Raw genomic sequence first — 22,543 nt, 5'->3', positions numbered from 1 at the left:
CTGCTCTGCGAGCCGAGGCCGAACACCGCCGGTGTCTTATCTGTTCGTCGAAACTGGGAGAGCATTAGCACTCTACAGTCAGGAGTGCCAACCAATCGAATCGGAACGTTATTCCGTACCCAAGCGTACGAGTCCGCCGCCGGGGGTCAACGCGTGCGTCACCCTTCGGTCGTGTGGCTCGTCCGGTAGTCGATCCACCACTTCGCCGTCGCGCACCACCGCGACCAGCATCGCGTCGGGTCCGCACAGGTCGAGTGTTCGGTCGTAGAACCCCGCGCCGCGTCCGAGTCTGACGCCACGCCGATCGACGGCCAGCGCCGGAATCAGCACCAGCGAACAGGCCGACACAGCATCGGGATCGAGGACCGGTCCGGAGGGTTCAAGCAGGCCGAAGGGTGCGGCCACCAGCGATTCGCTCCCGGAGTACGTCACCCAGCGCAACGGTCCCGGCTCGTGCGCACTCGGAAGCAAGACTGTCGAGCCGGCCGCGGCCATCGCGTCGAGCATCTCGATCGAACCCGGCTCCCGGCCGACCGGCACGTACGCGGCCACCGACGGGTGTTCGGCCGCCAACTCTGCCACGACATGGCAGAGTTCGGAGCACTCCACCGCGCGCTGCGCATCGTCGAGCAGTCGGCGTTCGGCGAGGACATGCGCCCGCCATCGATCCTTGGGCGTGTTCTCCGAGAATTCGGGAACGGTCACAACGGTTCACTCACCCTTCGTGTGCAGTCGATCAACGATATGCACTCGGAGGTAGAACGCAGCACACGGCGAGCAGATCACCAGAAACCATGGATAGGGTGAGCACCATGACAGAAGCCGTTACCGCGACGACCGCCGCCACGCCTGTGCATTTCCGCACGGCCATCGTTCCTGCCGCAGGCATGGGCACCCGGTTCCTGCCGGCCACGAAAACCGTTCCGAAGGAACTGCTTCCGGTCGTCGACACACCAGGTATCGAACTCGTCGCCGGAGAAGCGGCGGATTCCGGTGCACAGCGGTTGGTCATCGTCACCTCACCCGGCAAGGACGGCGTCGTCGCCCACTTCGTCGAGGACCTCGTTCTGGAAAAGAAGCTGGAAGCGAGCGGCAAGCTCGAAATGCTCGAAAAGGTGCGCGTCGCCCCCAAACTCCTCGACGTGCAGTCGGTCATCCAGCACGAACCGCTCGGACTGGGGCATGCCGTCGCCTGTGCCGAAGAAGCCCTCGACGACGACGAGGATTCGGTCGCAGTTCTTCTTCCCGACGATCTGGTGATGCCGCGGGGTGTGCTCGACGTCATGGCTCGCGTGCGCGCCAAGCGCGGCGGCTCGGTGCTGTGTGCCATCGAGGTTCCAGACGACAAGGTCTCCTCCTACGGCGTCTTCTCCGTCGAGATCGTGCCCGACGCGGTCAACCCGAACGTCCTCAAGGTCACCGGTATGGTCGAAAAGCCCAAGCAGGAGGACGCCCCGTCCAACCTGGCTGCAGCGGGCCGGTACCTGCTCGACCGCGCGATTTTCGACGCTCTGCGACGGATAAAGCCCGGTGCCGGCGGCGAGCTGCAGCTCACCGATGCCATCGCGCTTCTCATCGAAGAAGGCCATCCCGTGCACGTGGTGGTGCACCGTGGATCGAGACACGACCTCGGAAATCCCGGGGGATACCTGCGCGCTGCGGTTGACTTTGCTCTACAACGTGACGACTACGGTCCGGCGCTGCGCGAATGGCTGAACGAACGCTTGAGCGACAGCTGGGCACCGGAACTGACAACGTACGAATAGCATCGCGGGTCGATGCCATAGAGGAAGGGCCAGATGCGCTCGGTCGAAGATCAGCAGACCAGAGTGACCGCCGCGGCGGTGGCTCCACGGCCTGTTCGGGTCGCCATCTCGGAAGCACAGGGCCTGCTGTGTGCCGAGGAAGTGGTCACCGAGCGTCCTCTTCCCGGTTTCGATCAGGCGGCGATCGACGGCTACGCAGTGCGCAGCGTGGATGTGGCAGCCGCCGGTACGGATCTGCGCAACGAGGAAGACGAGCGCATCGACCTGACGCTGCCCGTCGTCGGCGAGGTCTCGGCCGGGTCGCGTCAACCCATCCGGTTGCAACCGCGCCAGGCAGTACGAGTCGACACCGGCGCGCCGCTGCCCACCCTGGCCGATGCGGTGCTGCCGCTGGATCGCACCGACAGCGGTCGAGCCCGCGTCAAGGTGTTCCGTCCGGTGCGCTCGGGTGACTACGTCCGCAAGATCGGCGACGACGTACAGCCCGGTGACGTGGCGGTCCGCGCAGGCACGATCATCGGTGCCGCTCAGGTCGGATTGCTCGCGGCGGTCGGCCGCGACAAGGTGCTGGTGCATCCGCGTCCCCGGCTGTCGGTGATCTCCGTGGGTGGTGAACTGGTCGATACCGATCGGACCCCCGGGCCCGGACAGGTGTACGACGTCAACTCCTACGCTCTCGCCGCCGCAGCGCGCGACGCCGGAGCCGACGTCAACCGCGTCGGGATCGTCAGTACCGATCCCAAGCGTCTGCGCGAGGTGGTCGAGGGCCAATTGATCCGATCCGAGATCGTCGTCATCGCCGGGGCAGTGGGCGGCGGCGCGTCGGACGGGGTGCGAGAAGCTCTCGGTGAGCTCGGCGACATGGAGGTCGAACGAGTCGCCATGCACCCCGGGTCGGTGCAGGGGTTCGGCCAACTCGGACGCGACGAAGTACCCACCTTCTTGCTGCCGGCGAACCCCGTCAGTGCGCTGGTGGTGTTCGAGGTGATGGTGCGTCCGTTGATTCGCATTGCGCTCGGTCGACGACAGCCGATGCGTCGGACCGTCACGGCGCGAACCGTAGCGCCGATCACCTCGATCGAGGACCGCAAAGGATTTCTTCGGGGCCAACTCATGCGCGACGAGGGCACGGGCGAGTATCTGGTTCAGGCGCTCGGGGGCGCGCCGGGGTCGTCGTCGCATCTCCTCGCGACCCTCGCCGAGGCAAACTGCCTGGTCGTCATCGATCCCGAGGTCACCGAAATCCGCACCGGCGAAGAAGTGAAGGTCTCGTTCCTCGCTCAACGTGGCTGACGCCAGTGGCACGTTCAAGCGCCGCGGAGGGCGCATAACCCCGCCACTGCGCGTAGCGCATACCATCGACGGATGCCGCGAACGTGGTCGAGCCACCCAGGTTGGCCGGCGAAATTGGGTCCTGTGAGAGTGGCCGGCGGAACCGTGACGGTACGCCCGGTACGGATGAGAGACGCGGCAGCCTGGAGCCGGATTCGCACCGAAGATCGGGCACACCTCGAGCCCTGGGAACCCAGCGGCGAGGGCAGCTGGAATTCACGGCATCACATCTCGTCCTGGCCCACCCTGTGTTCGGGCCTCAAGTCCGAGGCTCGCAAAGGGCACATGCTGCCCATGGTCATCGAGGTCGACGGCGAATTCTGTGGGCAGATCACCACCGGAAACATCGTTCGCGGCGCATTGCGGTCCGCATGGATCGGCTACTGGGTGTCCAAGGACGTCAACGGTAAGGGCGTCGCTACGGCAGCACTCGCGCTCGGACTCGACCACTGCTTCGGCCCCGTCGGACTCCATCGCGTCGAAGCGACGGTGCGACCGGAAAACCTCGCCAGCCAGGCCGTGCTGCGCAACGTCGGGTTCCGCGAAGAAGGTCTGCTCTACAAGTACCTCGACGTCGACGGTGAATGGCGCGATCACAAGCTCGTGGCCATCACCTCCGGTGAAGTACAGGGAACCGTCGTCGATCGGTTGGTTCGTTCGGGGCGGGCCGCATGGGCCTGATATCTCCCGAGAAGATGGCACTCCTGTTGTCAAAGTGACAGGAGTGTAATTCGGGTCGGCGCGTCTGCGTCGTTCTTGCACCTCCTCCCCATAGCCTGATGTCGTCACGACTGTCGCCGTTGCCCAAGGGAGGAGAACATCGCCGATGCCGAACTCGATCATCTGGATCGGTCTCGTGGCCGTCTGGCTCTTCGTTCTTCTTCCCATGCTGATGACCAAGCGTCCCCAGATCATGCAGACCACGGACGCGGCGCTCGCCACGCGCGTGCTGCATCGGGGTGGCACCAAGCGAAAGCAGCGCGGCCCAGCGACCGGCCACCGCAGCGATCCTGACTGGCGGCCGGAGGACGACCTTCGAGTCTCCGCGCCTGCCCGTGAGATCTTCGGCCCGACACTGGCGACTGTTCGTATCGACTCACCCGATCTACCCGGTACCGCGGAGGACCCGATGGACACTCACGCAGCAGAGAACGATCTCGAACGCGACGCACCGGTTCAGGAACCAGCGCGCGAGAGATCAGCCGCGCACGAACCCGGTGTCGTCGACGACGACTTCGTGCCTCGCCGACGCGGCCGCGGCGGTTTCGATCCCGAGGCGGACGCGATCGCCCGCGCTGCGCGGTATGCCTTCCGGCAGCGCGCAGTACTGGGTCTGGTTTTCGCCGCGATCACCACAGCGGCATTGGCGTTCATCATTTCTCCGACGATCTGGTGGCTGTGCGGTCTGTCCGTCGCCGTCCTCGTCGGTTATCTGTACTACCTGCGTAGGCAGGTGCAGATCGAGGAAGAGGTGCGCCGGCGTCGGCTCACCCGAATGGGCCGGTCCCGGCTCGGGGTGGAGTCGGAGACCGACGAAGAGCTCGAGCTCGTCCCGCAGCGACTGCGTCGACCCGGTGCAGTTGTGCTCGAGATCGACGACGAGGATCCCGAGTTCGAACATCTCGACCACTACGACGAGCCGTTCCAGGCCAGCCGTGACGACGATCGGAACTTGCGCCGGGCGCAGGGCGCGTAGCAGCCGTCCGACACGGCTTTGCTAGAGTTACCCAGCCGGTCTCGCTGACGGCAAAGGGGCTGTGGCGCAGTTGGTAGCGCGTCTCGTTCGCATCGAGAAGGTCAGGGGTTCGATTCCCCTCAGCTCCACACCGCAATGGATTACAGGCCCGGTCGACACTGTCGATCGGGCCTGTTTTCGTATTGGTCGCCGCTTGTTGCGATCGGCGTGTGCCGCTCGGTCGGCTCAGTGCGCACAGCTAAGGTTTTGCTCATGCGAGGTTGGCGAGGATACGTAGCCGACGACGTCCTCTGGGCTGTGTTCCAGGTGCGGCAGTCGGCCGTGGTGGCGTTGGCCAACTGCCCGCTTCTGCCCGCGATTCTCCGCGGACGTGCGCTACGGGGAGCGCGTGTGCGGGGAGGTGCCCAGGCGCTCGTCTACGGCGGTCAGATGGTCCAGGGGCGAGGCGTGCTTCGTCTGGGTGCCGGTGTATTCGTCAATTACGGCTGCTACTTCGACACGGTGGCGAACATCGATATCGGTGACGGGGTCTTCCTTTCCGATCATGTACGCGTGTTGACCAGCACGCACGAGGTGGGCGCTCCGACTCGACGGGCAGGGCGCTTGGTGGGCAGACCGGTGACGATCGGATCGGGAACCTGGGTGGGCTCCAGTGCCGTCATCATGCCGGGGGTCCGCGTCGGCTCGGGCTGCATCATCGGTGCCGACTCTCTGGTGACCAAGGACTGTGATCCCGACGGGGTCTACGTGGGCAGTCCGGCGAGACGAATCCGAAGCCTGAACGATTAGTCGGCTCACTACGGTTGAACCGGCTGATCACCCGTTTTATCGTTATTCGGGTGAATCGAAGTACGTTCGGTGATCTTCAGTCGTAATTAATATTGTTTATCATGCATAAATCGACGAATTATCTTCCCGCAATAGTGAGGTAGCATCAGATCCGTCCGCGGCTCGTATTTCGGGACTAACGAATTCTGCAATCGAATCGAGCCACACGATTGCCAAAACAATTCGTCAGGGGTTGGCACGGGTGAACACTCTTTCGATCGTTGTTCCTGCATTCAACGAGTCCGCCCACTTGGGTGAATGCTTGGATGCACTGCTCGAGCAGCAAGAACACATTCACGAAATCATCGTCGTCGACAACAACTCCACCGATGACACCGCCGCGATCGTGCTCGACCGCCGACGTCGATTTCCGATGGTGAAACTCGTAGCCGAGTGCGAGCGGGGAGTCGTGCATGCACGAAATGCCGGATTCGATCACGCGAGCGGATCGATCATCGGACGCATCGATGCCGACACCCGCGTCGGCGCAGGCTGGGCGAAATCGATTCTGGACTTCTTCGATCGACGGCTGGACTACGCCGCGGTGACCGGACCGATCTTTCTCTACGACTCGCCCTGGGCTGCTCCTTACCGGGCCTTCGTCAAGTACACGACCAAGCGAAAGCCCGATGAGCTGCGGGTATCTGCAGCGTCCGGCAACAACTTCTCCATTCGTCGCTCTGCCTGGGAGGCGGCCCGCGACCGAGTGAGTTTGCGAACCGACCTGCACGAGGACATCGATCTTTCGCTGTGCCTCTACCGCGTCGGGCTGCACATCGCACAGATCAAGACGATGTGTGTCGAGGTGTCGGGGCGTCGACTGCTCACACCGCCACTCGAATACCGCCACTATGTACTCAGTTCCTATCGGACCTGGGCGTTCCACAGCCTGGCGGGTAAGTCGCTGCGTCGATTGTTGGTCGCGGACATGATCCTGCACACTGTTCATTGGCCGCTGACGCGCATGTTGTCCACATGTGATTCGCGCATTCTCCCGGTTTCACATTCCGACTCGAGCGATACATCCGACCGACATCTGTCCGCCATTCGCGAAGATCGATTTGCGGCCGCCTCCGGGAAGTGAATTCTCGGTTGCTCGACGGTGAATAACAGCAATGTAATAAGTCGTCGATTGTTCGGCTCTCGATAAACCGTGGGGCAATATCTACAAAGCCCGTTTCGTCCGAAAATCAGGGCGATGAAATTGTCGGCCTCAGGCGTGGACGAGGTCGAGGCCGCACCAATTCTCGTGGCCCAGATAGTCGAGCAACGCAGACTCGGCGGGACCGGAAGGCGAGCGGACGCTTGCGCGAACGGCATGCGACACCGGCGGATCGAGCGGGCGCGCAAGGTGCCCGTATCCCGGTGGGACGGCTGAGGCCGGTATCAGTGTGACGCCCAGACCCTCCGAAGCCAGCTTGACCGCAGTGGCCAGTTGGGATGCGCGCGCGACCGTCGATACGGACAACGAGTGCGAGCGAAGTGCGTGCGTGATGACGTCGTCGCGAGCACTGCCCCGTCGAAGTCGAACCCACGGCTGAGACGCCAGTTCCTTCAGCGTCAGTACTTTCCTCGTCAACAGCGGATGTCCTTCGGACAGTACGACGACATACGATTCGTCGCCGATGACCGTGGCGTCGGGGTCGTAGTGGCCGTAGTCGCTGGACAGCACCAGGTCTGCTTCGCCGGTGCGCACCAAGCGGTCGATGGCCTGGGGGTCCGACTCCTCGTACAGGGTCACCTCGAGGCGGGGATACCGTCGCCGCAACTCTCCGATGGCTCGCGGGAGTTGGCACATCCCCAGTCCGGTCTCGACGACGACGACCAGCTCGCCGGCAACCGTGCCGGAGCAGGCCGTTGCGGCAGCGCGAGCGCGGCGAGCGGCGGACACCGCGATCGATGCCTCCTTGACGAAGGCGCGTCCGGCAACGGTGAGGCTCAGTCCGCGGGAAGTCCTGACGAACAATTCCACGCCGAGTTCCTTCTCCAGCGACCTGATCTGTTGCGATATCGACGGCTGAGCGACGCGGAGCTTCTCGGCCGCCGCGGTCACCGACCCCTCCTCGGCCACGGCGAGTGCGTATTCGTACTGGCGGATACTCATTCGCCGGCTCCTATAGCATTTGTCTATACAGTGCACTGCAAATTCGTCTTTGATCCTATACCGATTCGGTTCTAGCGTCGTCGACATGACGTCCACCGTGTATGCCCATGTGCAGCAGCGATCTCTGCTGTCGCCCCCTGTCCTGTTGCTCGCCGCCGTCGCATTCGTGATCGGAACAGCAGAGTTCGTGGCCATCGGACTCGTTCCTCAGCTGGCCCGGGATCTGGACACCACCGTCGGTGCCGCCGGGCTCACCGTCACTCTGTATGCGCTCTCGGTCGGAATTCTCGCCATCCCACTGGGCCTCGCCCTGGCGCACCGTCATCCACGCGCACTGCTGACCGCGCTTCTGTTCGTATTCGCGGCGGCGAATCTGGTTGCGGCAGCAGCGCCCGGACTGCCGCTGCTTCTGATCGGACGCATCGCGTCTGCGGCGACGCAGGGGGTCGCGCTCGGCGTGGCCGTCAGTACCGTCACCACCTTCGTTGCGCCTGAGGCGCGCGGAAAGGCCGTATCTCTGGTCTTCGGGGGTCTGATGAGCGCGATGTTCCTCGGGGCACCGATCGGTACGTATCTCGGCGGGGTTGCTGGCTGGCGTGCAGTGTTCGTGGCGCTGGCCGTGCTCGGAGCGGTGCTGGCAGCGGGTCTGTGGACCGTTCTGCCGCGTCGAATCGAGGGGTCGGGAGTACGTGGGGGCATGCACCAACTCCGGGTGGTCACCGTGCCCGGCGTTCTCGGCTTGCTGGGAGTGGCTGTCGGAATTCTGCTCGTGTCCAACTTCTTCTTTCCTTACCTCGGTGTCTACCTCGAACAGTCGGCCGGAATGGGATCCGGCGGCATTTCGATGGGGCTGGGCGTATTCGGCGTAGCGGGCTTGCTGGGCAATGCCATCGGGGGTTACCTGGGAGGACGTGCCGATACGTTCTGGGTGACCGTGCTGGCAGTGATCGCGATGGTCGCGGTGGCCGCGCTCGCACTGTCCGGTGGCTCCGCGGCGGTGGTGTTTCCCGCGCTGGCGGTGTGGGGTGCCGCGCAGATGGCCGCGCTTCCGATCGTGACCACTGCGGTCGTGGCACTGGGCGGGGGGTTCGCCGCGACACTCAACGTCGCGCTGGTCAACCTCGCCATCGCTGCAGGCGGATTCGTCGGTGGCACCTTCGCGGCGTCCGCGATCGACCTGCTGCCATGGCTGAGTGTCGGTGGATTCGGCCTGGTGGTCGCGGTACTGGCGGCCCGACACCTGAGAGCGCCCGAAGCATCGGCTGTGCGTGCAGAAGTTGGTTAGCAGTCGAAACGGGCTGACGGTATGGTTGATCGATTGACGATCGACCTGCCCGTCGGGCCGGTAGATTGACGGGCGATATCCTCGACCGGACCGGTTCCGAGCACAGGATCTGCCCCTGCAACTTCTCTTTGGGAGTACGAATGTCGTTCGAGATCGTCGACCTCCCCGAAACGTGGGTTGCCGGTCTTCCAGTTCGCAGCCCCAAACGGGCACTGGGCAGGCTCAACGACCCCGCTTTGGATCAGGCCTGGTCGGCGGTGCTCAATCAGGACACGTCGGGACCGTTGGCTTCCATTTACACCGACTTCGCCCCCGGTATCGGCTCTTACAACACACAGATAGTCGGTTATCTGTGTTCTTCGCTGGGTCAAGTTGCGCGAGGGCACCTTGTCGCGAAAGTCCCCGCCGCGAAATATGCACGATTTTCTGCAGTGGGGTATTTCCCCGAGGTTCTCACCCGTCTGTGGACTCAGATCGATCATGCGGAGGAACAGGGTGAGATAGTGCGATCGTTCACCGGCGATTACGAGTGCTATCCGCACGCATACAAAATCGATCTCTATCTGGCGATCACGGTGCCCGGTGGTTCGTCGTGAGCTTTCGAGTGACAGCGCGCAGTGCGGAACTGTTCAGTGGATTGGTAGCGCCGAGAGTGGACGCCGGTGCCGAATCCAGCGGTAGCGAGTGGATGCGATTCTTGCGAGATCGTGTGCGCGAGAAGCACATCGGCGCGAACGAAGTGAGCACGGTCTACGTGCCGGATCCGCACGGCACGGTCAATGCAGTCGTCGCTGTTTCGGTCGATTCTCCTGCTGACGTCGATGCGGGGGATGTGTTCGTTTCAATACCGACCGGTGTGTTTGCAGTATTCACGCCGAGTGGTTCTTTGGCAGACCCTGTCGAGGACGTGTGGGCTCAGGTCGACGACTGTGTGGCGTCCGGGCTAATTTTTCGGGCATACAAAGAGGAAGTCGAAGTCGTTACAAAATCTGGAGAAGTGGAACTTTTCATTTCAATAGTTTTGTAAACGGAACCTTCTTCACGCAATAGTCACTTTCGAATCACAAAGTCACCATCGAACCGGTTACTATTGTCGAACGCAGTCGGCCCGATTGGGCGTCGTCAATTCGGCTCTCACGCCGTCGGTCGACGGGCAGGCAGCGTGGACAGGGCGTCGATGTCATCGCAAGGTCGACAGAGCAGGGGTGCAGCAACATGGTGAGACAACTCAGAGCAGAAGCAACGCGCGCAGCAGCACTACGCGCGGCGGCAGATCTCTTTCTCGAGGTGGGGCACGCAAATGCCACCCTCAGTCAGGTTTCCGCGCAGTCCGGCGTGACCAAAGGGGCGTTGTACTTCCACTTCGCGTCCAAGGAAGAGTTGGCCCGCGCGATCGTCGACGAAGGCCACGAGCGGGTGTCAACCGCGTGTGCAGGCCTGGTCGACAGTCGTAGCCCGGCGCTCGAATCCGTCATCGGAATCTCGTACTCCGTGCTCGAGCTCGCGGCGTCGGATCCTTTGGTTCGAGTCATGTACCGGTTGCAGATGGAGATCGACGGTTCCGACACTGCGCGTGGCAGTGTGTTCGGCACGTGGGGAAACATCTTCGAGCATCTTTTCGAGCGGGCGATCGAGCACGGCGACGTTGCCGATCACCTGGATGCGGGCAACGCGGCATTGCTGGTGTGCGAGATGCTCGCCGGAGTCTTGATGGTGTCCGAGGCGCAGTCACGTCTCGAAGACGCACCCGCACGGATGGAAAAGGTATGGAACACCGTGCTCCCATCGCTCGTGCCCGCCGACAAGCTCGCCTATTTCCGTGAGTTCGCAGCACGGAGTCTGTCCAGTTTCGTGCGCGAGAACATCACTTCCGCATCCGTCACCGTCTGAGAAGTTTCGTACCGAAAAATTTCGTGATCGGGTAGTGCTTGCCGGGCTTCTGCGCGCCGGGCACACTGTGTGACATGGAACACACTGCCCAGAAATCGAGAATGTCGGACAACGAACTGCGGAAAGCGATCGGCACTTTGCAGCAGCGCGCGGACGACGCGCGCAAACGCGGTGCGGACGACGACGCTGCGCGTATCGAGCACACCATTGCCGACTACCGAGACGAGATGTCGCAAAGATTGTGACAACCCTGTCGGTCGTCACCGCGTAGGGTCGAAATCGAACTGAACGTGGCAACCGGTGGGGGATACAGGCTTCGATGGCTACATACGATCTGCGCGGCAAAAAGACGTTGATCACGGGCGCGGGCAGCGGAATCGGTCGGGCGACGGCCATCGCTGCCGCAGAGGTGGGTGCGGAGCTCTTCCTCACCGACATCAACGGCCCAGGATTGGCCGAGACGGTGGACATGGTCGGTCGCGCGGGCGGTACCGTCAGCCACTCGCTGCCCTTCGATGTGTCCGATTTCGAGGCGGTCACCGCGTTTGCGGACGACATCCATGCCGAGTTCGGCAGCCTCGACGTCGTGATGAACATCGCCGGCATCTCGGCGTGGGGAACCGTCGAGAACCTCGAGCACCGGCACTGGAAGTCGATGGTCGACGTCAATCTCATGGGGCCGATTCACATCATCGAGAAGTTTCTGCCGCCCATGGTCGAGGCCGGACGCGGCGGTCATCTGGTCAACGTCTCGTCCGCGGCCGGATTGATTCCTCTTCCGTGGCACGCTGCGTACAGCGCAAGCAAATACGGCCTGCGCGGAGTGTCCGAGGTACTCAAATACGACCTCAAGCGCCATGGAATCGGCGTCAGCCTTGTCGTGCCGGGCGGCGTCAAAACCGGTCTGGTGAACACACTTCAGATTGCCGGCGTCGACCGGGACGATCCGCGTGTGCAGAAGTTGCAGCATCGATTCGAGAAGCGTGCCGTCGAACCGTCCGTGGTCGCCGATGCCATCCTCACCGGAATCGCCAAGCGCAAGTACCTCGTGTACTCCTCCAACGACATCAGGTTCGGTTACTGGATGGCCCGCAAGTTCGCGCCGCCCTACGAGTTCGTGCTGCAGCGCGCCAACGATCAATTTTCGAAGTTGCTGGTGCCGCGGCGCGTGGAGGGGTCGTCGAAATCGACATCCAGCGTGCGCGCACCCGGACCCGAATGAGACAGCTCGTCGTGTGGATTGGCCAGAGCACAGCCGGCAAGAGATAGACATCCGCAGCCGATACACCCGGTCAGGTTGTCGCGCAGCCTGGTCAATTGTTCTATTCGAGAATCGAGTTCGCGATGCCACCGCGTCGAGAGGCGGGCCCAGTCCTCGCGCGTCGGCGTCCGTTCGTCCGGAAGCTCGCTCAGTGCCTGCCGGATCTCGGCCAGCGGAATTCCGACCTTCTGTGAGATACGGATGAACGCCACGCGTCGCAAGGTCTCGCGGTGGAACCTGCGCTGATTGCCCGTGGTTCGGCGGCTGGTGATCAGCCCCTGTTTCTCGTAGAAGTGGAGCGCAGACACGGCAACGCCACTGCGCTCGGAGAGTTGGCCTGGAGTCAGCTCACGAACGTTCCACTCGGGCATCGGCACGACCTCGACATTACTTCAGGTCTTGCCTTCCTGTGCGAGCTGCTCACCGAGGCCACGAAGATCAGAGAACGGTGTGTACCTTGTCGGCTGGCCGCGCCAGCACGGTTCCCTTCTCGGTCACCACAATCGGGCGTTCGATGAGAATCGGATGCTCGATCATCGCGGCGATCAACGTGTCGTCGTCCGCGGATCCGAGGCCCAATTCCTTGTAGATGCTCTCGCGGGTGCGAACGGCCTGCCGGGGTTCGAGACCGGCGTCGGCGAGCAAGGTACGGATCTCGTCCTCGGTGGGCGGTGACTCGAGGTATCGGACCACTCGCGGAGTGACGCCCGCTTCCTCGATCAATTTCAACGCAGTGCGCGAGGTATTGCACCGCGGATTGTGGTAGATGGTTGCCGAGCCTGATGGGTCGTTCCGCAGGCTCCTCTCCCCAGGGACGGTCATGTTTGCGATCTTGCCACGCGGGTAGCCAAGCCGACAGATTCAGGCCAGGAACGGGAGTGGTTATGACCGACAAGCGGATTGTCATTGCAGGTGGGCACGGCCAGATCGCCCAGCATCTGACGCAGGTACTCACGGCGCACGGAGATCGTGCGGTGTCGTTGATTCGCAACGGCGACCACGTCGATGCCGTCACAGCACTCGGCGCGCTGCCGCAGGTGATCGATCTCGAGTCCGCGTCCGTCGACGAGTTGGCGGCCGTTCTCGACGGTGCCGACGGAGTGGTGTTCGCGGCGGGTGCCGGACCCAACAGCGGCCCGGAGCGCAAGGACACCGTCGATCGCGCGGGCGCGGTGTTGCTGGCCGACGCGGCCGAGAAGGCCGGTGTTCGCCGCTACGTGCTGATCAGCTCGTTCGGTGCGGGAGAGCCGGTGGCAGAGGACTTGGACGATGGCTGGAAGGCCTACATCAACGCCAAAACTGCTGCAGAAGAGAATGTTTCGGCCAGGTCCGGTCTCGACTGGACCATTCTGCGTCCGGGCAAATTGACGGACGAAGATCCCACGAACTCGGTATCGCTCACCGAGCCACCTCTCGAATCGGGTGAGGTGACGCGTGCCGATGTGGCCGCCGTGATCGCGCAGCTGCTCGATACCGGTGGAGCAGTACACAAGACATTGATGTTGACGTCCGGTTCGACGTCCATCGTCGACGCAGTCGACGCGGTCGGTTGAGGCACGGACTGTGCGCGTTCATATCGATCCGTCGAACACGACACCGGTGTTCGAGCAGTTGAGGATGCAGATTCTCGGGCTGGTGCGGTCGGGAGATCTGATTGCCGGTACCAAGATTCCGACGGTTCGTGGCCTTGCCGAGGAGCTGAAGATCGCTCCGAACACGGTAGCGAAGACATACCGAGAGCTCGAGCAGCAAGGCGTCATCGAGACACGCGGACGATCGGGTTCCTTCGTCGCATCGGGCGGCGATCCCTCACGCGATATCGCGGCCCGAGCGGCGACGGAATTCGTCAAGACGGTCCGTTCCATCGGCCTGGACGACGACCAGGCTCGATCGTTCCTCGAATCAGCACTCAAGGGCGCGAACGACCGCTAAGTTGACGCTTCAACATACTTCTGACATCGTGGTGCGGCCCATGTAGTCGTGTCAGAAGGATGCACAATGAACTCCACCCTCGTCCGCGACGCCGTCGCCCTCGTAGCCCGCATCGGTCTGGGAGTCGTCTTCATCGCTCACGGCTGGCAGAAGCTGAACACCTACGGTCTCGACGGTGCCGCGGCCAGCTTCGAGATGATGAACGTCCCGCTCCCCACGGCGTCCGCATACTTCGCCACATTCGTAGAACTCATCGGCGGCGGTGCCCTGGTGCTGGGTATCTTCACCCCCATCGCCGGCCTGCTGCTCTTCCTCGACATGCTCGGCGCCGCTGTCTTCGTTCACTTCGAGCACGGTGTGTTCGCCGCAGACAAAGGCTACGAGCTCGTCGTCGCCCTCGGTGTCGGCGCGTTGCTGCTGGCCGCATTCGGTGCCGGCCGCGTCAGCATCGACGGACTCACCAAAGGCAAGACGGCAATTCTCCGCTGATCCGTATCGAGCGGCAATCGTCGGTCAGCGCCAACTCGGTAACCACAGTTGTTCCTGCCACATCTGCGGCGTGATCGGCATCGCGGTGAGGATCGGCCACAGCCAGACGAAATTCGCGATCACCACGGCGAGGTACAGGGCCACCAGCAGTAGCCCGGTACCTCGCCGTTCCGCTGACGCTGTTGCCTTGCCGATGATGTCGCCCAGCACCAACGCGAAGCCCATCACCATGAACGGGGCGAGGGCTACCGCGTAGAAGTAGTACATCTGCCGGTCCAGTGTGGTGAACCAGGGCAGCAGTGCTGCGGAGTAGCCGACAAGCACTGCTGCGTAACGCCAGTCGCGCCGAACGAACACCGACCAGATCACCCAGGCGAGCATCGGCAACGCCAGCCACCACATCGCGGGCGTGCCGATCAGCATGATCGCCTTCACGCACGAGGACGCCGAGCAGCCGGACACGCTCTCGCCGTCGGCGAAGTAGTAGAGCATCGGACGAAGGCCCATCGGCCACGTCCACGGCTTCGATTCCCACGGATGCCGGTTGCCGGCCGAATTGGTCAGTCCCTCATGGAATTGCAGCACACTGCCGCTGTAGTACCACAGTGACCGCAGGGCTTCGGGCACGAACGAGAACGGCCCGCCGGCGCCGATGCCGCTGCCGACCTCGTGCCGGTAGACGCCCGTCTCGGAGGTCAGCCATGCCCACCAGGTCATCAGATACACCGCGATCGGAACGACGACCAAGGCGTAGAGCGCAGGCCCGATGTCACGCAATGCCGTTCCCCGCCAGGGGCGCCCGACGCCGTACGAGCGACGTGCGGCCACATCGAATGCCACACTCAGCAATCCGAAGAACGCAATGAAGTACAGGCCGGACCACTTGGTGCCGCAGGCGAGCCCCAGCATGATGCCGGCTCCGAATCGCCACCATCGCACACCCATTCGCGGACCGAGCGCACTCGCGTCCATTCGGCCCTCGTCACGAACTCTCGACAACCGTTGTCGCATGTCGTCGCGGTCGACGATCAAGCAGCCCAGTGCCGCGGTGACGAACAGCGCGAGAAAGATGTCCAGCATGCCGATCCGGCTGCTGACGAAGGTGACCCCGTCGACGATCAGGAGGATCCCGGCAATCGCACCGACCAGCGTCGACCGTGCGAGGCGTCGCACGATTCGAATCACCAACAGCACCAACAGAGTTCCGGCCACGGCCGACGAGAAACGCCAACCCCACCCGTTGTAACCGAACAACGCTTCTCCGACGGCGATCAGCTGTTTGCCGACCGGTGGATGCACCACCAGGCCGTACGCCGGATTGTCCTCCAGCCCGCCGCCGGTGAGTACCTGATAGCCCTGCGGGGCGTAGTGCTTTTCGTCGAAGACCGGGGTCCCCGCGTCGGTGGGGTAGCGCAGCATCGTGAATCGCGTGATCGCGCAGACGGCGGTGATGACGAGGGTGACGATCCAGCCGCGCCTGGCATCGGTGTCGTGGAACCAGTCGCGCGCGGCAACCGTGGGCCCGGGACTGACCATCGACCGGTCGCCGGAGCGCTCAGAGGTCAGCAAGGTCACGTACCGATCGTAGGCGTTGATCCGCGGTGCATGACAGGCCGCCGCACTGCATGCGGGACACTGGAGTCATGCTCATCCTTGCCGCCACCCCGATGGGCGACGTCGGTGATGCCTCGCAGCGCCTGCGTGATGCCCTCGGCAGTGCCGATGTCGTCGCCGCCGAGGACACCCGGCGCACCAAACAACTCGCGTCCTCGCTCGGCGTGGTGATCGCAGGGCGCGTGGTCAGTTTCTACGACCAGGTCGAGACGGCTCGGCTGCCGGCGCTGGTCGAGGCCGTGGCCGAGGGCAAGACGGTGCTGCTGGTGACCGACGCCGGGATGCCGTCGGTGAGCGATCCCGGCTACCGCCTCGTGGCAGCGTGCGTCGATGCCGATCTGCCGGTGACCTGTCTGCCCGGTCCGTCGGCCGTCACGACTGCGCTCGCGTTGTCGGGTCTGCCGGTCGAACGGTTCTGCTTCGACGGTTTCGCGCCGCGTAAGCAAGGCCAGCGACGCACCTACTTCCAGTCGGTGCTCGCCGAACCGCGGGCCATCGTCTTCTTCGAGGCCCCACATCGCCTCGTCGCGTGTCTCGAGGATGCCGTGCACGTACTCGGTCCCGCTCGCCGCGCCGCGGTGTGCCGGGAGCTCACCAAGACCTACGAGGAGGTCCGACGCGGCGGCCTGGCGGAGTTGCTCGACTGGGCGAGGGGCGGAGTGCGCGGCGAGATCACCGTCGTACTCGAAGGAGCGGTCGCCGTCGCCGAGGAGCCCGAGGATCTCGTGGCCGAGGTGGAAACCCTGGTGGCGTCGGGCATGCGGTTGAAAGACGCCTGCGCCCAGGTGGCGGTCGACGGCGTCTCCAAGCGTGAGGTCTACGAGGCCGTACTCGCTGCGCGGAAAGAGCAGTAGCGCGTCAGCCCACCACTTGCTGACGCAGACCTTCGGTGGCTGCCTCGAGGATCGTCTTGGTTCCCTTCTTCACCAGGAAGCCAGGTAGCGGAATCTTCGGATCGACCGTCAACTCGAACTCGACGTGGGTGCCGTTGTCCTTGGGCGTCAACGTGTACCGGCCGTCCTGGGCCTTCTGCTGAGTGCTGTCCACCAAGGTCCACGACACTTCGTTCTCGCTCCAGGTGTACGCGACCAACTGCTCGTCGTTGACACCGATGATCGAGACGTTCATCTTGACGTGGTTCGGCTTGCCGTCCTCGAAGCGATCGACCACCTCGCACTTCTTGTGTACCGGAGACCACGAGGGGATGCCTTCGACGTCCGCGAGAACGTCGAGAATTGTCGCTGCGTCGGCGTCGATGTCGACGGACTTGTTCACTGTGACTGCCATGGGGAGAAGGTATCTCAGCTTTCTGTACGGGGGCTGACGTTCCGGGCGAACTCGCCGATGGCGCGTAGCGCGCGTCGGGCTTCGGGGACGAAATCGGCCGCCTGGAACACGTGGACCTGATCCTCGTACACCTGAAGTTCGCAGTCGACTCCGGCGACCGCGAGGCGCTGAGCCATGAGTTCTGCGTCGGCATAGACCATTTCGGTCGAACCGACCTGAATCAACACCGGCGGCAGGCCGGTGAGGTCGCCGTCGACGGGTGAGACCCGCGGACCGCGGTGCCCCTCGACGACGATGCGCGCGTCGACGCGATCGGCCAGTGCGGTCAGTGCGGGAACCGCGTTGGACGGAAACACCGAACACTTCGACGCGTTCTCGTGGTCGAGTTTGCCGGTGGGGTCCATATCGGTCAGCGGGGACATGGTGAAGATTCCGGCGGGTGCGGGCAGGCCGACGGTGCGCAGCGCCAGGGTGACCATGAACGCGAGGTACCCGCCGGCCGAATCGCCGCCCAGGATGATCTGCTCCGGGCGGTAACCGGAATCGAGAAGGAAGCGGTACGCGTCCACGCCGTCCTCGACCGCATGGGTGATCGGATTGCGCGGCATCATCCGGTAGTTCACCGACAACACCGATCCGTCGACCTGCTTGGAGACCCGTGAGGTCATCCGGCGATGGGTACGCAGGCCGCAGCAGACGAACGCGCCGCCGTGCAGGTACAGGACCACGCGATCGCTTCCGGTTCCCTCGGCGCGGATCCACTCGGCTTCGCACTCGGCCAGCATGACGCGGCTGCGCGTGGTGCCGCTGATCTGCGGGACGAGCAGACCGGCGTAGTCGACAAGCCCCATCGGCCACGGAAGAGAGGGGGCCTGCGCCCACACGGTCAGAAACGGGCGGACGGTGAACTGCAGGTACTTGGACAGGATCTGCGACTGCAGGCTCGCGCCGCGGATGTCGCGTCGGCGTGCGGTGGCCGCCGGGTCGGTCGATTTCACTACGGTGAGCGCCGGGTTCATAGCCGTCGCCTCCATCCCCGTTGTCGTTGCGCGGAGCGTGTGCGCCGTGCGTTGGAACCCCGCTCTATTTGGAACCCCTGGTAACGGACAATAGCGGGTAGCTTTTCGTGACCGGACGTAAGGTCGTGTTCTGAGTCACATTCGGTGCCGTACCGTGACCGAAAACAAATGGAAAAGGGACAGCTCATGGCACTCATGCCCATCACGGAATCGATGTTTCTGATCGCCGAGTCACGGGAGCACCCGATGCACGTGGGCGGTTTGGAGTTGTTCGTGCCGCCCGGCGATCCGCACGAGTTCGCCGAGGAAGTGCACCGCAAGTTCACCTCCGGCGAGGTGCACGAGCTCTTCCGAAAGCGCCCTGCGCGGCCCGTGCAGATCATGGGCAATCTGGCCTGGGCATTCGATCAGGACGTCGACTTCGAGTACCACGTTCGCCGTACGGTGCTGCCGGCACCCGGACGCATTCGGGAACTGTTCCAGTTCCTCTCGCTCAACCACAGCGCACCGCTGGATCGCTATCGGCCGATGTGGGAACTACACATCATCGAGGGGTTGGCCGACGGTCGAATTGCGCTGTACACCAAGGTGCATCACTCGCTGGTCGACGGAGTGAGCGCGTTGAAGCTGATGCAGCGGACTCTCAGCACGGACCCGGACGATCGAAGTGGGGTCGCCACCTGGGACCCGTCGCTGTTCGGTCGGCGCAAGAAGCAGGTCGCCGAGGACCAGTCCGGGCGATTGGCGCAGCTGAGCAGTGGACTCTCGGTGGGCCGCAAGATCGTCGGGGACTTGGTCGATTTCGCGCCCGCTACGGCCCGAATCGGCTTGCGTGCGTTGAAGAAGGAAGGAGCGCAGCTGCCGTTACAAGCGCCGCGGACGATGTTCAACGTGCCCATCGGTGGGGCCCGCCGATTCGCCGCCGAGAGTTGGTCGATCGAGCGCATCCGCACGGTGGGTACCGCACTCGACGCGACGCTCAACGACATGGTGCTCGCGATGTGCGCGGGAGCGCTGCGCGCGTACCTCATCGATCAGAACGCGTTGCCCGAGGAGCCGCTGATCGCGATGGTTCCGGTGTCGCTGCGCAAGGAGGGGGACGACAGGGATGCCGGTAACTCGGTGACGGTGATCCTGTGCAATCTGGCGACCGACGAATCGGATCCGATCGTGCGGCTGGAGCGGATCAAGGATTCGACCGTCAAGGGCAAGCAGATGATGAGCGAGCTCAACACGCTCGAAGCGCTCACCGTCGGCGCAATCACCATGGCCCCGTTGCTGTTCGGTCCGGTGCCGGGATTCGTCGATTACACCCCGCCGCCGTTCAACGTCATCATCTCCAACGTGCCGGGGTCCAAGGAGGATCTGTACTGGAACGGCGCGAAACTCGACGGCATCTACCCGGCCTCGATCGTGGCCGACGGGCAGGCGCTCAACATCACCGTCGCCAGCAACGGCGACTCGCTGAACTTCGGACTCATCGGGTGCCGACGCAGTGTGCCGCACCTGCAGCGCATGCTGACGCATCTGGAGAACACGTTGGAAGAGCTCGAAAAGACCTTGTGAGAGCGGCTTCGCCGCATGTGAGTAAAACTTCGTAGTGGGGGTCGAAGTTCCACTCACATGCGCGGAGCGCTCTACTCGTACTTGGGGAACACCGGCGTCGGGGTCGGTAGTGCCGTGCCGGGTACCGAACGTGTTGCCAAATCGGCAAATTCGCGGTTCGACGCACCGAGCAGGTCGAGGATGCGCGACGCGGAATCTGGCATGACGGGCTGCGCCAGGATGCTCACGATGCGTAGCACCTCGATCGTCACGTACAGCACGGTGGCCATGCGATCGGGATCGGTCTTGCGTAGCACCCACGGCTGCTGCAGCGAGAAGTAGCGGTTGGTCTCACCGAGTACCGACCAGATCGCTTCGAGCGCGGAATGGATTGCCTGCACATCGAATTCGCGTCGGCAGATCTCCAGCAGCGCGTCCGCGCGAGCCAGCATCGCCTCGTCCTCGGCGCTGAAGTCGCCGGGTGTCGGGAGCTTTCCTTCCAGATTCTTCGCGACCATCGTCAGCGAACGCTGCGCGAGGTTGCCGAGTTCGTTGGACAGATCGGCGTTGACACGGGCGACGATGGCCTCGTGGCTGTAGCTGCCGTCCTGACCGAACGAGACCTCGCGCAGGAAGAAGAAGCGCACCGGATCGAGACCGTAGTTCTCCACCAACGACTTCGGGTCCAGCACGTTGCCGAGAGACTTGGACATCTTCTCGCCCTTGACGTTCAAGAATCCGTGCACGAACACCCGCTTGGGTAGCTCGATACCCGCGGACATCAGGAACGCAGGCCAGTAGACGGTGTGGAAGCGGGTGATGTCCTTGCCGATGATGTGCAGATCGGCCGGCCAGAACCTCCGGTACGACTCCGACTCGATGTCGGGATAGCCGGCTCCGGTGAGGTAGTTGGTCAGTGCGTCGACCCAGACGTACATCACGTGCGCGGGATCGCCGGGAACCGGAACGCCCCAGTCGAACGTGGTTCGAGAGATCGAGAGGTCGCGCAGACCGCCCTTGACGAAATTCACGATCTCGTTTCGGCGCGTGTTGGGCGCAATGAAGTCCGGCGACGCGTCGTACAGCGCGAGGAGCTTGTCCTGGTACTGCGAGAGCCGGAAGAAGTACGACGATTCCTCGGTCCACTCGACGGGCGTGTTCGTCTCCGTCGCGACGCGGGAGCCGTCCTCGCCGAGAGTCGTTTCGGCCTCGGTGTAGAACGCCTCGTCGCGCACCGAGTACCACCCGGAGTACGAGTCCAGGTAGATGTCGCCGTTCGCCTCCATCCGCTTCCACAGTTCCTGGCTGGCGGCGTGGTGGTCGGCGTCGGTGGTGCGGATGAAGCGACCATACGAGATCTTCAGTAGATCCTGAGCGGCCTGGAACGCATCGGAGTTGCGTGCGGCGAGTTCGCGAACGTCGACGCCCTCGGTCTGGGCAGTCTGCTGCATCTTGAGCCCGTGCTCGTCGGTTCCCGTCAGGAATCGCACGTCGTAACCGTCGAGGCGCTTGAAGCGCGCGATGGCGTCGGTGGCGATGTACTCGTAGGCGTGCCCGATGTGGGGAGCGCCGTTGGGGTACGCGATCGCCGTGGTGACGTAGAAGGGTGGCCGTGAGGCATCAGCTGGCGCAGTCATGGTGCGCCTACTCTAACGATCGTGAGTAGAGACCGTCCCGCACCACCGTTGCCCGAGCCCGTCGGCACCCTCGTCGACGCGCACACCCACCTCGATGCGTGCGGCGCGACCGACGCGGCGAGTGTGGCCGCGATCGTGGACAAGGCCGAGTCCGTCGGCGTCACCCGCGTGGTCACCATCGCCGACGATCTCGAGGCCGCGCGCTTCGCCGTCGACGCTGCGTCCTGGGATCCGCGGGTATGGGCCGCGGTGGCCATTCACCCCACCCGCGCGAACGTGCTCGATGAGGACGCCAAGGCCGAGATCGAGCGGTTGGCTTCCGATCCTCGTGTGGTTGCCGTGGGGGAGACAGGGCTGGACTACTACTGGCAGGGAAAGCTCGACGGTTGCGCGACGGTGGCCGAGCAGCACGAGGGATTTCGCTGGCATATCGACCTGGCGAAGCGACTGGGCAAGCCGTTGATGATTCATAACCGTGAGGCAGACGAGGATCTGCTGGCTGTTCTGAAATCGGAGGGTGCTCCCGAGACGGTGATCTTCCACTGCTTCTCCGGTGGTCCCGAGACCGCGACGGCCTGCGTCGACGCCGGCTACGTTCTCAGCTTTTCGGGAACCGTCAGCTTCAAGAATGCGCACGCGTTGCGGGAGGCCGCGGTGCTGGTGCCCGACGAATTGGTACTGGTGGAGACCGACGCTCCGTTCCTCACTCCGCACCCGTTCCGTGGTGCCCCCAACGAGTCGTACTGCCTGCCGTACACGGCCCGGGCGTTGGCCGAGATTCGTGGCCAGGATCCGGCAGAGCTCGCTGCGCACGCCACGGCGAATGCCGAGAGGGTGTACGGCCTCTAGCTGCTGAAG

26 protein-coding genes and 1 tRNA gene are annotated in these 22,543 nt (G+C 63.6%); 19 read left to right on the top strand and 8 right to left on the bottom strand.

The features are described from left to right. Positions 1–108 precede the first annotated feature (108 nt). Positions 109–705 (bottom strand): 5-formyltetrahydrofolate cyclo-ligase, encoded by a 597-nt coding sequence (locus CH286_RS03080; RefSeq protein ID WP_094608296.1) that lies wholly within the window; start codon positions 703–705, stop codon positions 109–111. A gap of 107 nt (positions 706–812) precedes the next feature. Here CH286_RS03080 and CH286_RS03075 point away from each other — a divergent pair, with 107 nt between their 5' ends. The 7 genes from CH286_RS03075 (at position 813) to CH286_RS03045 (ending at position 6,706) form a co-directional block, all read left to right on the top strand. Beyond that, positions 813–1,766 carry a UTP--glucose-1-phosphate uridylyltransferase gene (locus tag CH286_RS03075; RefSeq protein WP_032377297.1) on the top strand — a complete coding sequence of 318 codons (954 nt, stop codon included), beginning with the start codon at positions 813–815 and terminating at the stop codon, positions 1,764–1,766. 33 nt (positions 1,767–1,799) lie between these two features. Continuing rightward, complete coding sequence (gene glp, locus CH286_RS03070; RefSeq protein WP_032377296.1) at positions 1,800–3,059, top strand: molybdotransferase-like divisome protein Glp; 1,260 nt, start codon at positions 1,800–1,802, stop codon at positions 3,057–3,059. A 72-nt stretch (positions 3,060–3,131) separates the two neighbouring features. Continuing rightward, positions 3,132–3,779, top strand: a complete 648-nt coding sequence (locus CH286_RS03065) for a GNAT family N-acetyltransferase (protein ID WP_032404305.1) — start codon at positions 3,132–3,134, stop codon at positions 3,777–3,779. A gap of 145 nt (positions 3,780–3,924) precedes the next feature. Then, positions 3,925–4,794: a divisome protein SepX/GlpR gene (sepX, locus tag CH286_RS03060; protein ID WP_032377294.1), complete on the top strand. Its 870-nt coding sequence runs from the start codon at positions 3,925–3,927 to the stop codon at positions 4,792–4,794. Positions 4,795–4,849: 55 nt separating this feature from the next. Further along, positions 4,850–4,922 (top strand) — tRNA-Ala (locus CH286_RS03055). Positions 4,923–5,046: 124 nt separating this feature from the next. After that, entirely contained in the window at positions 5,047–5,583 is a 537-nt protein-coding gene (locus CH286_RS03050) for an acyltransferase (RefSeq protein WP_052058785.1), read from the top strand. A 241-nt stretch (positions 5,584–5,824) separates the two neighbouring features. Then, on the top strand, positions 5,825–6,706 hold the full coding sequence (locus tag CH286_RS03045; RefSeq protein ID WP_176458116.1) for a glycosyltransferase family 2 protein: 882 nt from the start codon (positions 5,825–5,827) through the stop codon (positions 6,704–6,706). 129 nt (positions 6,707–6,835) lie between these two features. On the opposite strand, the gene CH286_RS03040 is transcribed toward CH286_RS03045, so the two are convergent. Next, positions 6,836–7,726, bottom strand: a complete 891-nt coding sequence (locus tag CH286_RS03040; protein ID WP_032404303.1) for a LysR family transcriptional regulator — start codon at positions 7,724–7,726, stop codon at positions 6,836–6,838. A gap of 85 nt (positions 7,727–7,811) precedes the next feature. Between CH286_RS03040 and CH286_RS03035 the strand changes: the two genes are divergently transcribed. The 6 genes from CH286_RS03035 to CH286_RS03015 all read left to right on the top strand — a co-directional run bounded on the left by CH286_RS03035 (position 7,812) and on the right by CH286_RS03015 (position 12,123). Further along, positions 7,812–9,011, top strand: a complete 1,200-nt coding sequence (locus CH286_RS03035; protein ID WP_037155165.1) for an MFS transporter — start codon at positions 7,812–7,814, stop codon at positions 9,009–9,011. 140 nt (positions 9,012–9,151) lie between these two features. Next, positions 9,152–9,607 (top strand): GyrI-like domain-containing protein, encoded by a 456-nt coding sequence (locus CH286_RS03030; protein WP_032377291.1) that lies wholly within the window; start codon positions 9,152–9,154, stop codon positions 9,605–9,607. Continuing rightward, the gene (locus CH286_RS03025) at positions 9,604–10,038 is read left to right on the top strand and encodes an effector binding domain-containing protein (protein ID WP_242640307.1); all 435 of its coding nucleotides are present in this window, start codon (positions 9,604–9,606) and stop codon (positions 10,036–10,038) included. Before CH286_RS03030 ends, CH286_RS03025 begins: the two co-directional genes overlap by 4 nt. A 188-nt stretch (positions 10,039–10,226) precedes the next feature. Beyond that, positions 10,227–10,901, top strand: coding sequence for a ScbR family autoregulator-binding transcription factor (locus tag CH286_RS03020; RefSeq protein ID WP_032404301.1), 675 nt, complete (start codon positions 10,227–10,229; stop codon positions 10,899–10,901). A gap of 74 nt (positions 10,902–10,975) precedes the next feature. Then, positions 10,976–11,146 (top strand): hypothetical protein, encoded by a 171-nt coding sequence (locus CH286_RS27740; RefSeq protein ID WP_165430185.1) that lies wholly within the window; start codon positions 10,976–10,978, stop codon positions 11,144–11,146. A 74-nt stretch (positions 11,147–11,220) separates the two neighbouring features. Continuing rightward, positions 11,221–12,123, top strand: a complete 903-nt coding sequence (locus CH286_RS03015) for an SDR family oxidoreductase (RefSeq protein WP_032404300.1) — start codon at positions 11,221–11,223, stop codon at positions 12,121–12,123. Here CH286_RS03015 and soxR read toward each other — a convergent pair. Further along, complete coding sequence (gene soxR, locus CH286_RS03010) at positions 12,039–12,539, bottom strand: redox-sensitive transcriptional activator SoxR (protein WP_080730484.1); 501 nt, start codon at positions 12,537–12,539, stop codon at positions 12,039–12,041. The two genes, CH286_RS03015 and soxR, sit on opposite strands and share 85 nt — an antisense overlap. Before the next feature lie 61 nt (positions 12,540–12,600). Next, a complete protein-coding gene (arsC, locus tag CH286_RS03005) occupies positions 12,601–12,984 on the bottom strand; it encodes an arsenate reductase (glutaredoxin) (RefSeq protein WP_052058787.1) in 384 nt (127 codons plus the stop codon). 62 nt (positions 12,985–13,046) lie between these two features. On the opposite strand from arsC, the gene CH286_RS03000 reads away from it, so the two are divergent. The 3 genes from CH286_RS03000 to CH286_RS02990 all read left to right on the top strand — a co-directional run bounded on the left by CH286_RS03000 (position 13,047) and on the right by CH286_RS02990 (position 14,583). Then, complete coding sequence (locus CH286_RS03000) at positions 13,047–13,715, top strand: SDR family oxidoreductase (RefSeq protein WP_037155170.1); 669 nt, start codon at positions 13,047–13,049, stop codon at positions 13,713–13,715. 10 nt (positions 13,716–13,725) lie between these two features. Further along, positions 13,726–14,094 carry a GntR family transcriptional regulator gene (locus CH286_RS02995; protein WP_037155173.1) on the top strand — a complete coding sequence of 123 codons (369 nt, stop codon included), beginning with the start codon at positions 13,726–13,728 and terminating at the stop codon, positions 14,092–14,094. Positions 14,095–14,160: 66 nt separating this feature from the next. Further along, positions 14,161–14,583 carry a DoxX family protein gene (locus CH286_RS02990; RefSeq protein WP_094608294.1) on the top strand — a complete coding sequence of 141 codons (423 nt, stop codon included), beginning with the start codon at positions 14,161–14,163 and terminating at the stop codon, positions 14,581–14,583. Between the two features lie 24 nt (positions 14,584–14,607). Here the strand turns inward: CH286_RS02990 and CH286_RS02985 are convergent, their stop codons facing one another. Next, positions 14,608–16,119 (bottom strand): dolichyl-phosphate-mannose--protein mannosyltransferase, encoded by a 1,512-nt coding sequence (locus tag CH286_RS02985; protein WP_032404897.1) that lies wholly within the window; start codon positions 16,117–16,119, stop codon positions 14,608–14,610. Positions 16,120–16,226: 107 nt separating this feature from the next. On the opposite strand from CH286_RS02985, the gene rsmI reads away from it, so the two are divergent. Next, positions 16,227–17,051 (top strand): 16S rRNA (cytidine(1402)-2'-O)-methyltransferase, encoded by an 825-nt coding sequence (rsmI, locus tag CH286_RS02980; RefSeq protein WP_230592572.1) that lies wholly within the window; start codon positions 16,227–16,229, stop codon positions 17,049–17,051. Between the two features lie 4 nt (positions 17,052–17,055). On the opposite strand, the gene CH286_RS02975 is transcribed toward rsmI, so the two are convergent. Together CH286_RS02975 and CH286_RS02970 are read right to left on the bottom strand one after the other, a co-directional pair. Next, positions 17,056–17,484, bottom strand: coding sequence for an SRPBCC family protein (locus CH286_RS02975; protein WP_094608293.1), 429 nt, complete (start codon positions 17,482–17,484; stop codon positions 17,056–17,058). Between the two features lie 14 nt (positions 17,485–17,498). Then, positions 17,499–18,518 carry an alpha/beta hydrolase gene (locus tag CH286_RS02970; RefSeq protein ID WP_032377280.1) on the bottom strand — a complete coding sequence of 340 codons (1,020 nt, stop codon included), beginning with the start codon at positions 18,516–18,518 and terminating at the stop codon, positions 17,499–17,501. A gap of 171 nt (positions 18,519–18,689) precedes the next feature. Here CH286_RS02970 and CH286_RS02965 point away from each other — a divergent pair, with 171 nt between their 5' ends. Continuing rightward, a complete protein-coding gene (locus CH286_RS02965; RefSeq protein WP_094608388.1) occupies positions 18,690–20,069 on the top strand; it encodes a WS/DGAT/MGAT family O-acyltransferase in 1,380 nt (459 codons plus the stop codon). A 71-nt stretch (positions 20,070–20,140) separates the two neighbouring features. On the opposite strand, the gene metG is transcribed toward CH286_RS02965, so the two are convergent. Continuing rightward, positions 20,141–21,685: a methionine--tRNA ligase gene (gene metG, locus CH286_RS02960; RefSeq protein WP_094608292.1), complete on the bottom strand. Its 1,545-nt coding sequence runs from the start codon at positions 21,683–21,685 to the stop codon at positions 20,141–20,143. A 21-nt stretch (positions 21,686–21,706) separates the two neighbouring features. On the opposite strand from metG, the gene CH286_RS02955 reads away from it, so the two are divergent. Beyond that, the gene (locus CH286_RS02955) at positions 21,707–22,534 is read left to right on the top strand and encodes a TatD family hydrolase (protein ID WP_094608291.1); all 828 of its coding nucleotides are present in this window, start codon (positions 21,707–21,709) and stop codon (positions 22,532–22,534) included. Positions 22,535–22,543: the final 9 nt, after the last annotated feature.

Origin of the sequence: Rhodococcus sp. WWJCD1, from assembly GCF_002258735.1 — a bacterium.
In the GTDB taxonomy this organism is placed as follows: Bacteria; Actinomycetota; Actinomycetes; order Mycobacteriales; family Mycobacteriaceae; genus Rhodococcoides.
Note: the sequence above shows the minus strand (reverse complement) of the source record. Positions and strands in the feature narration are given on the sequence as shown.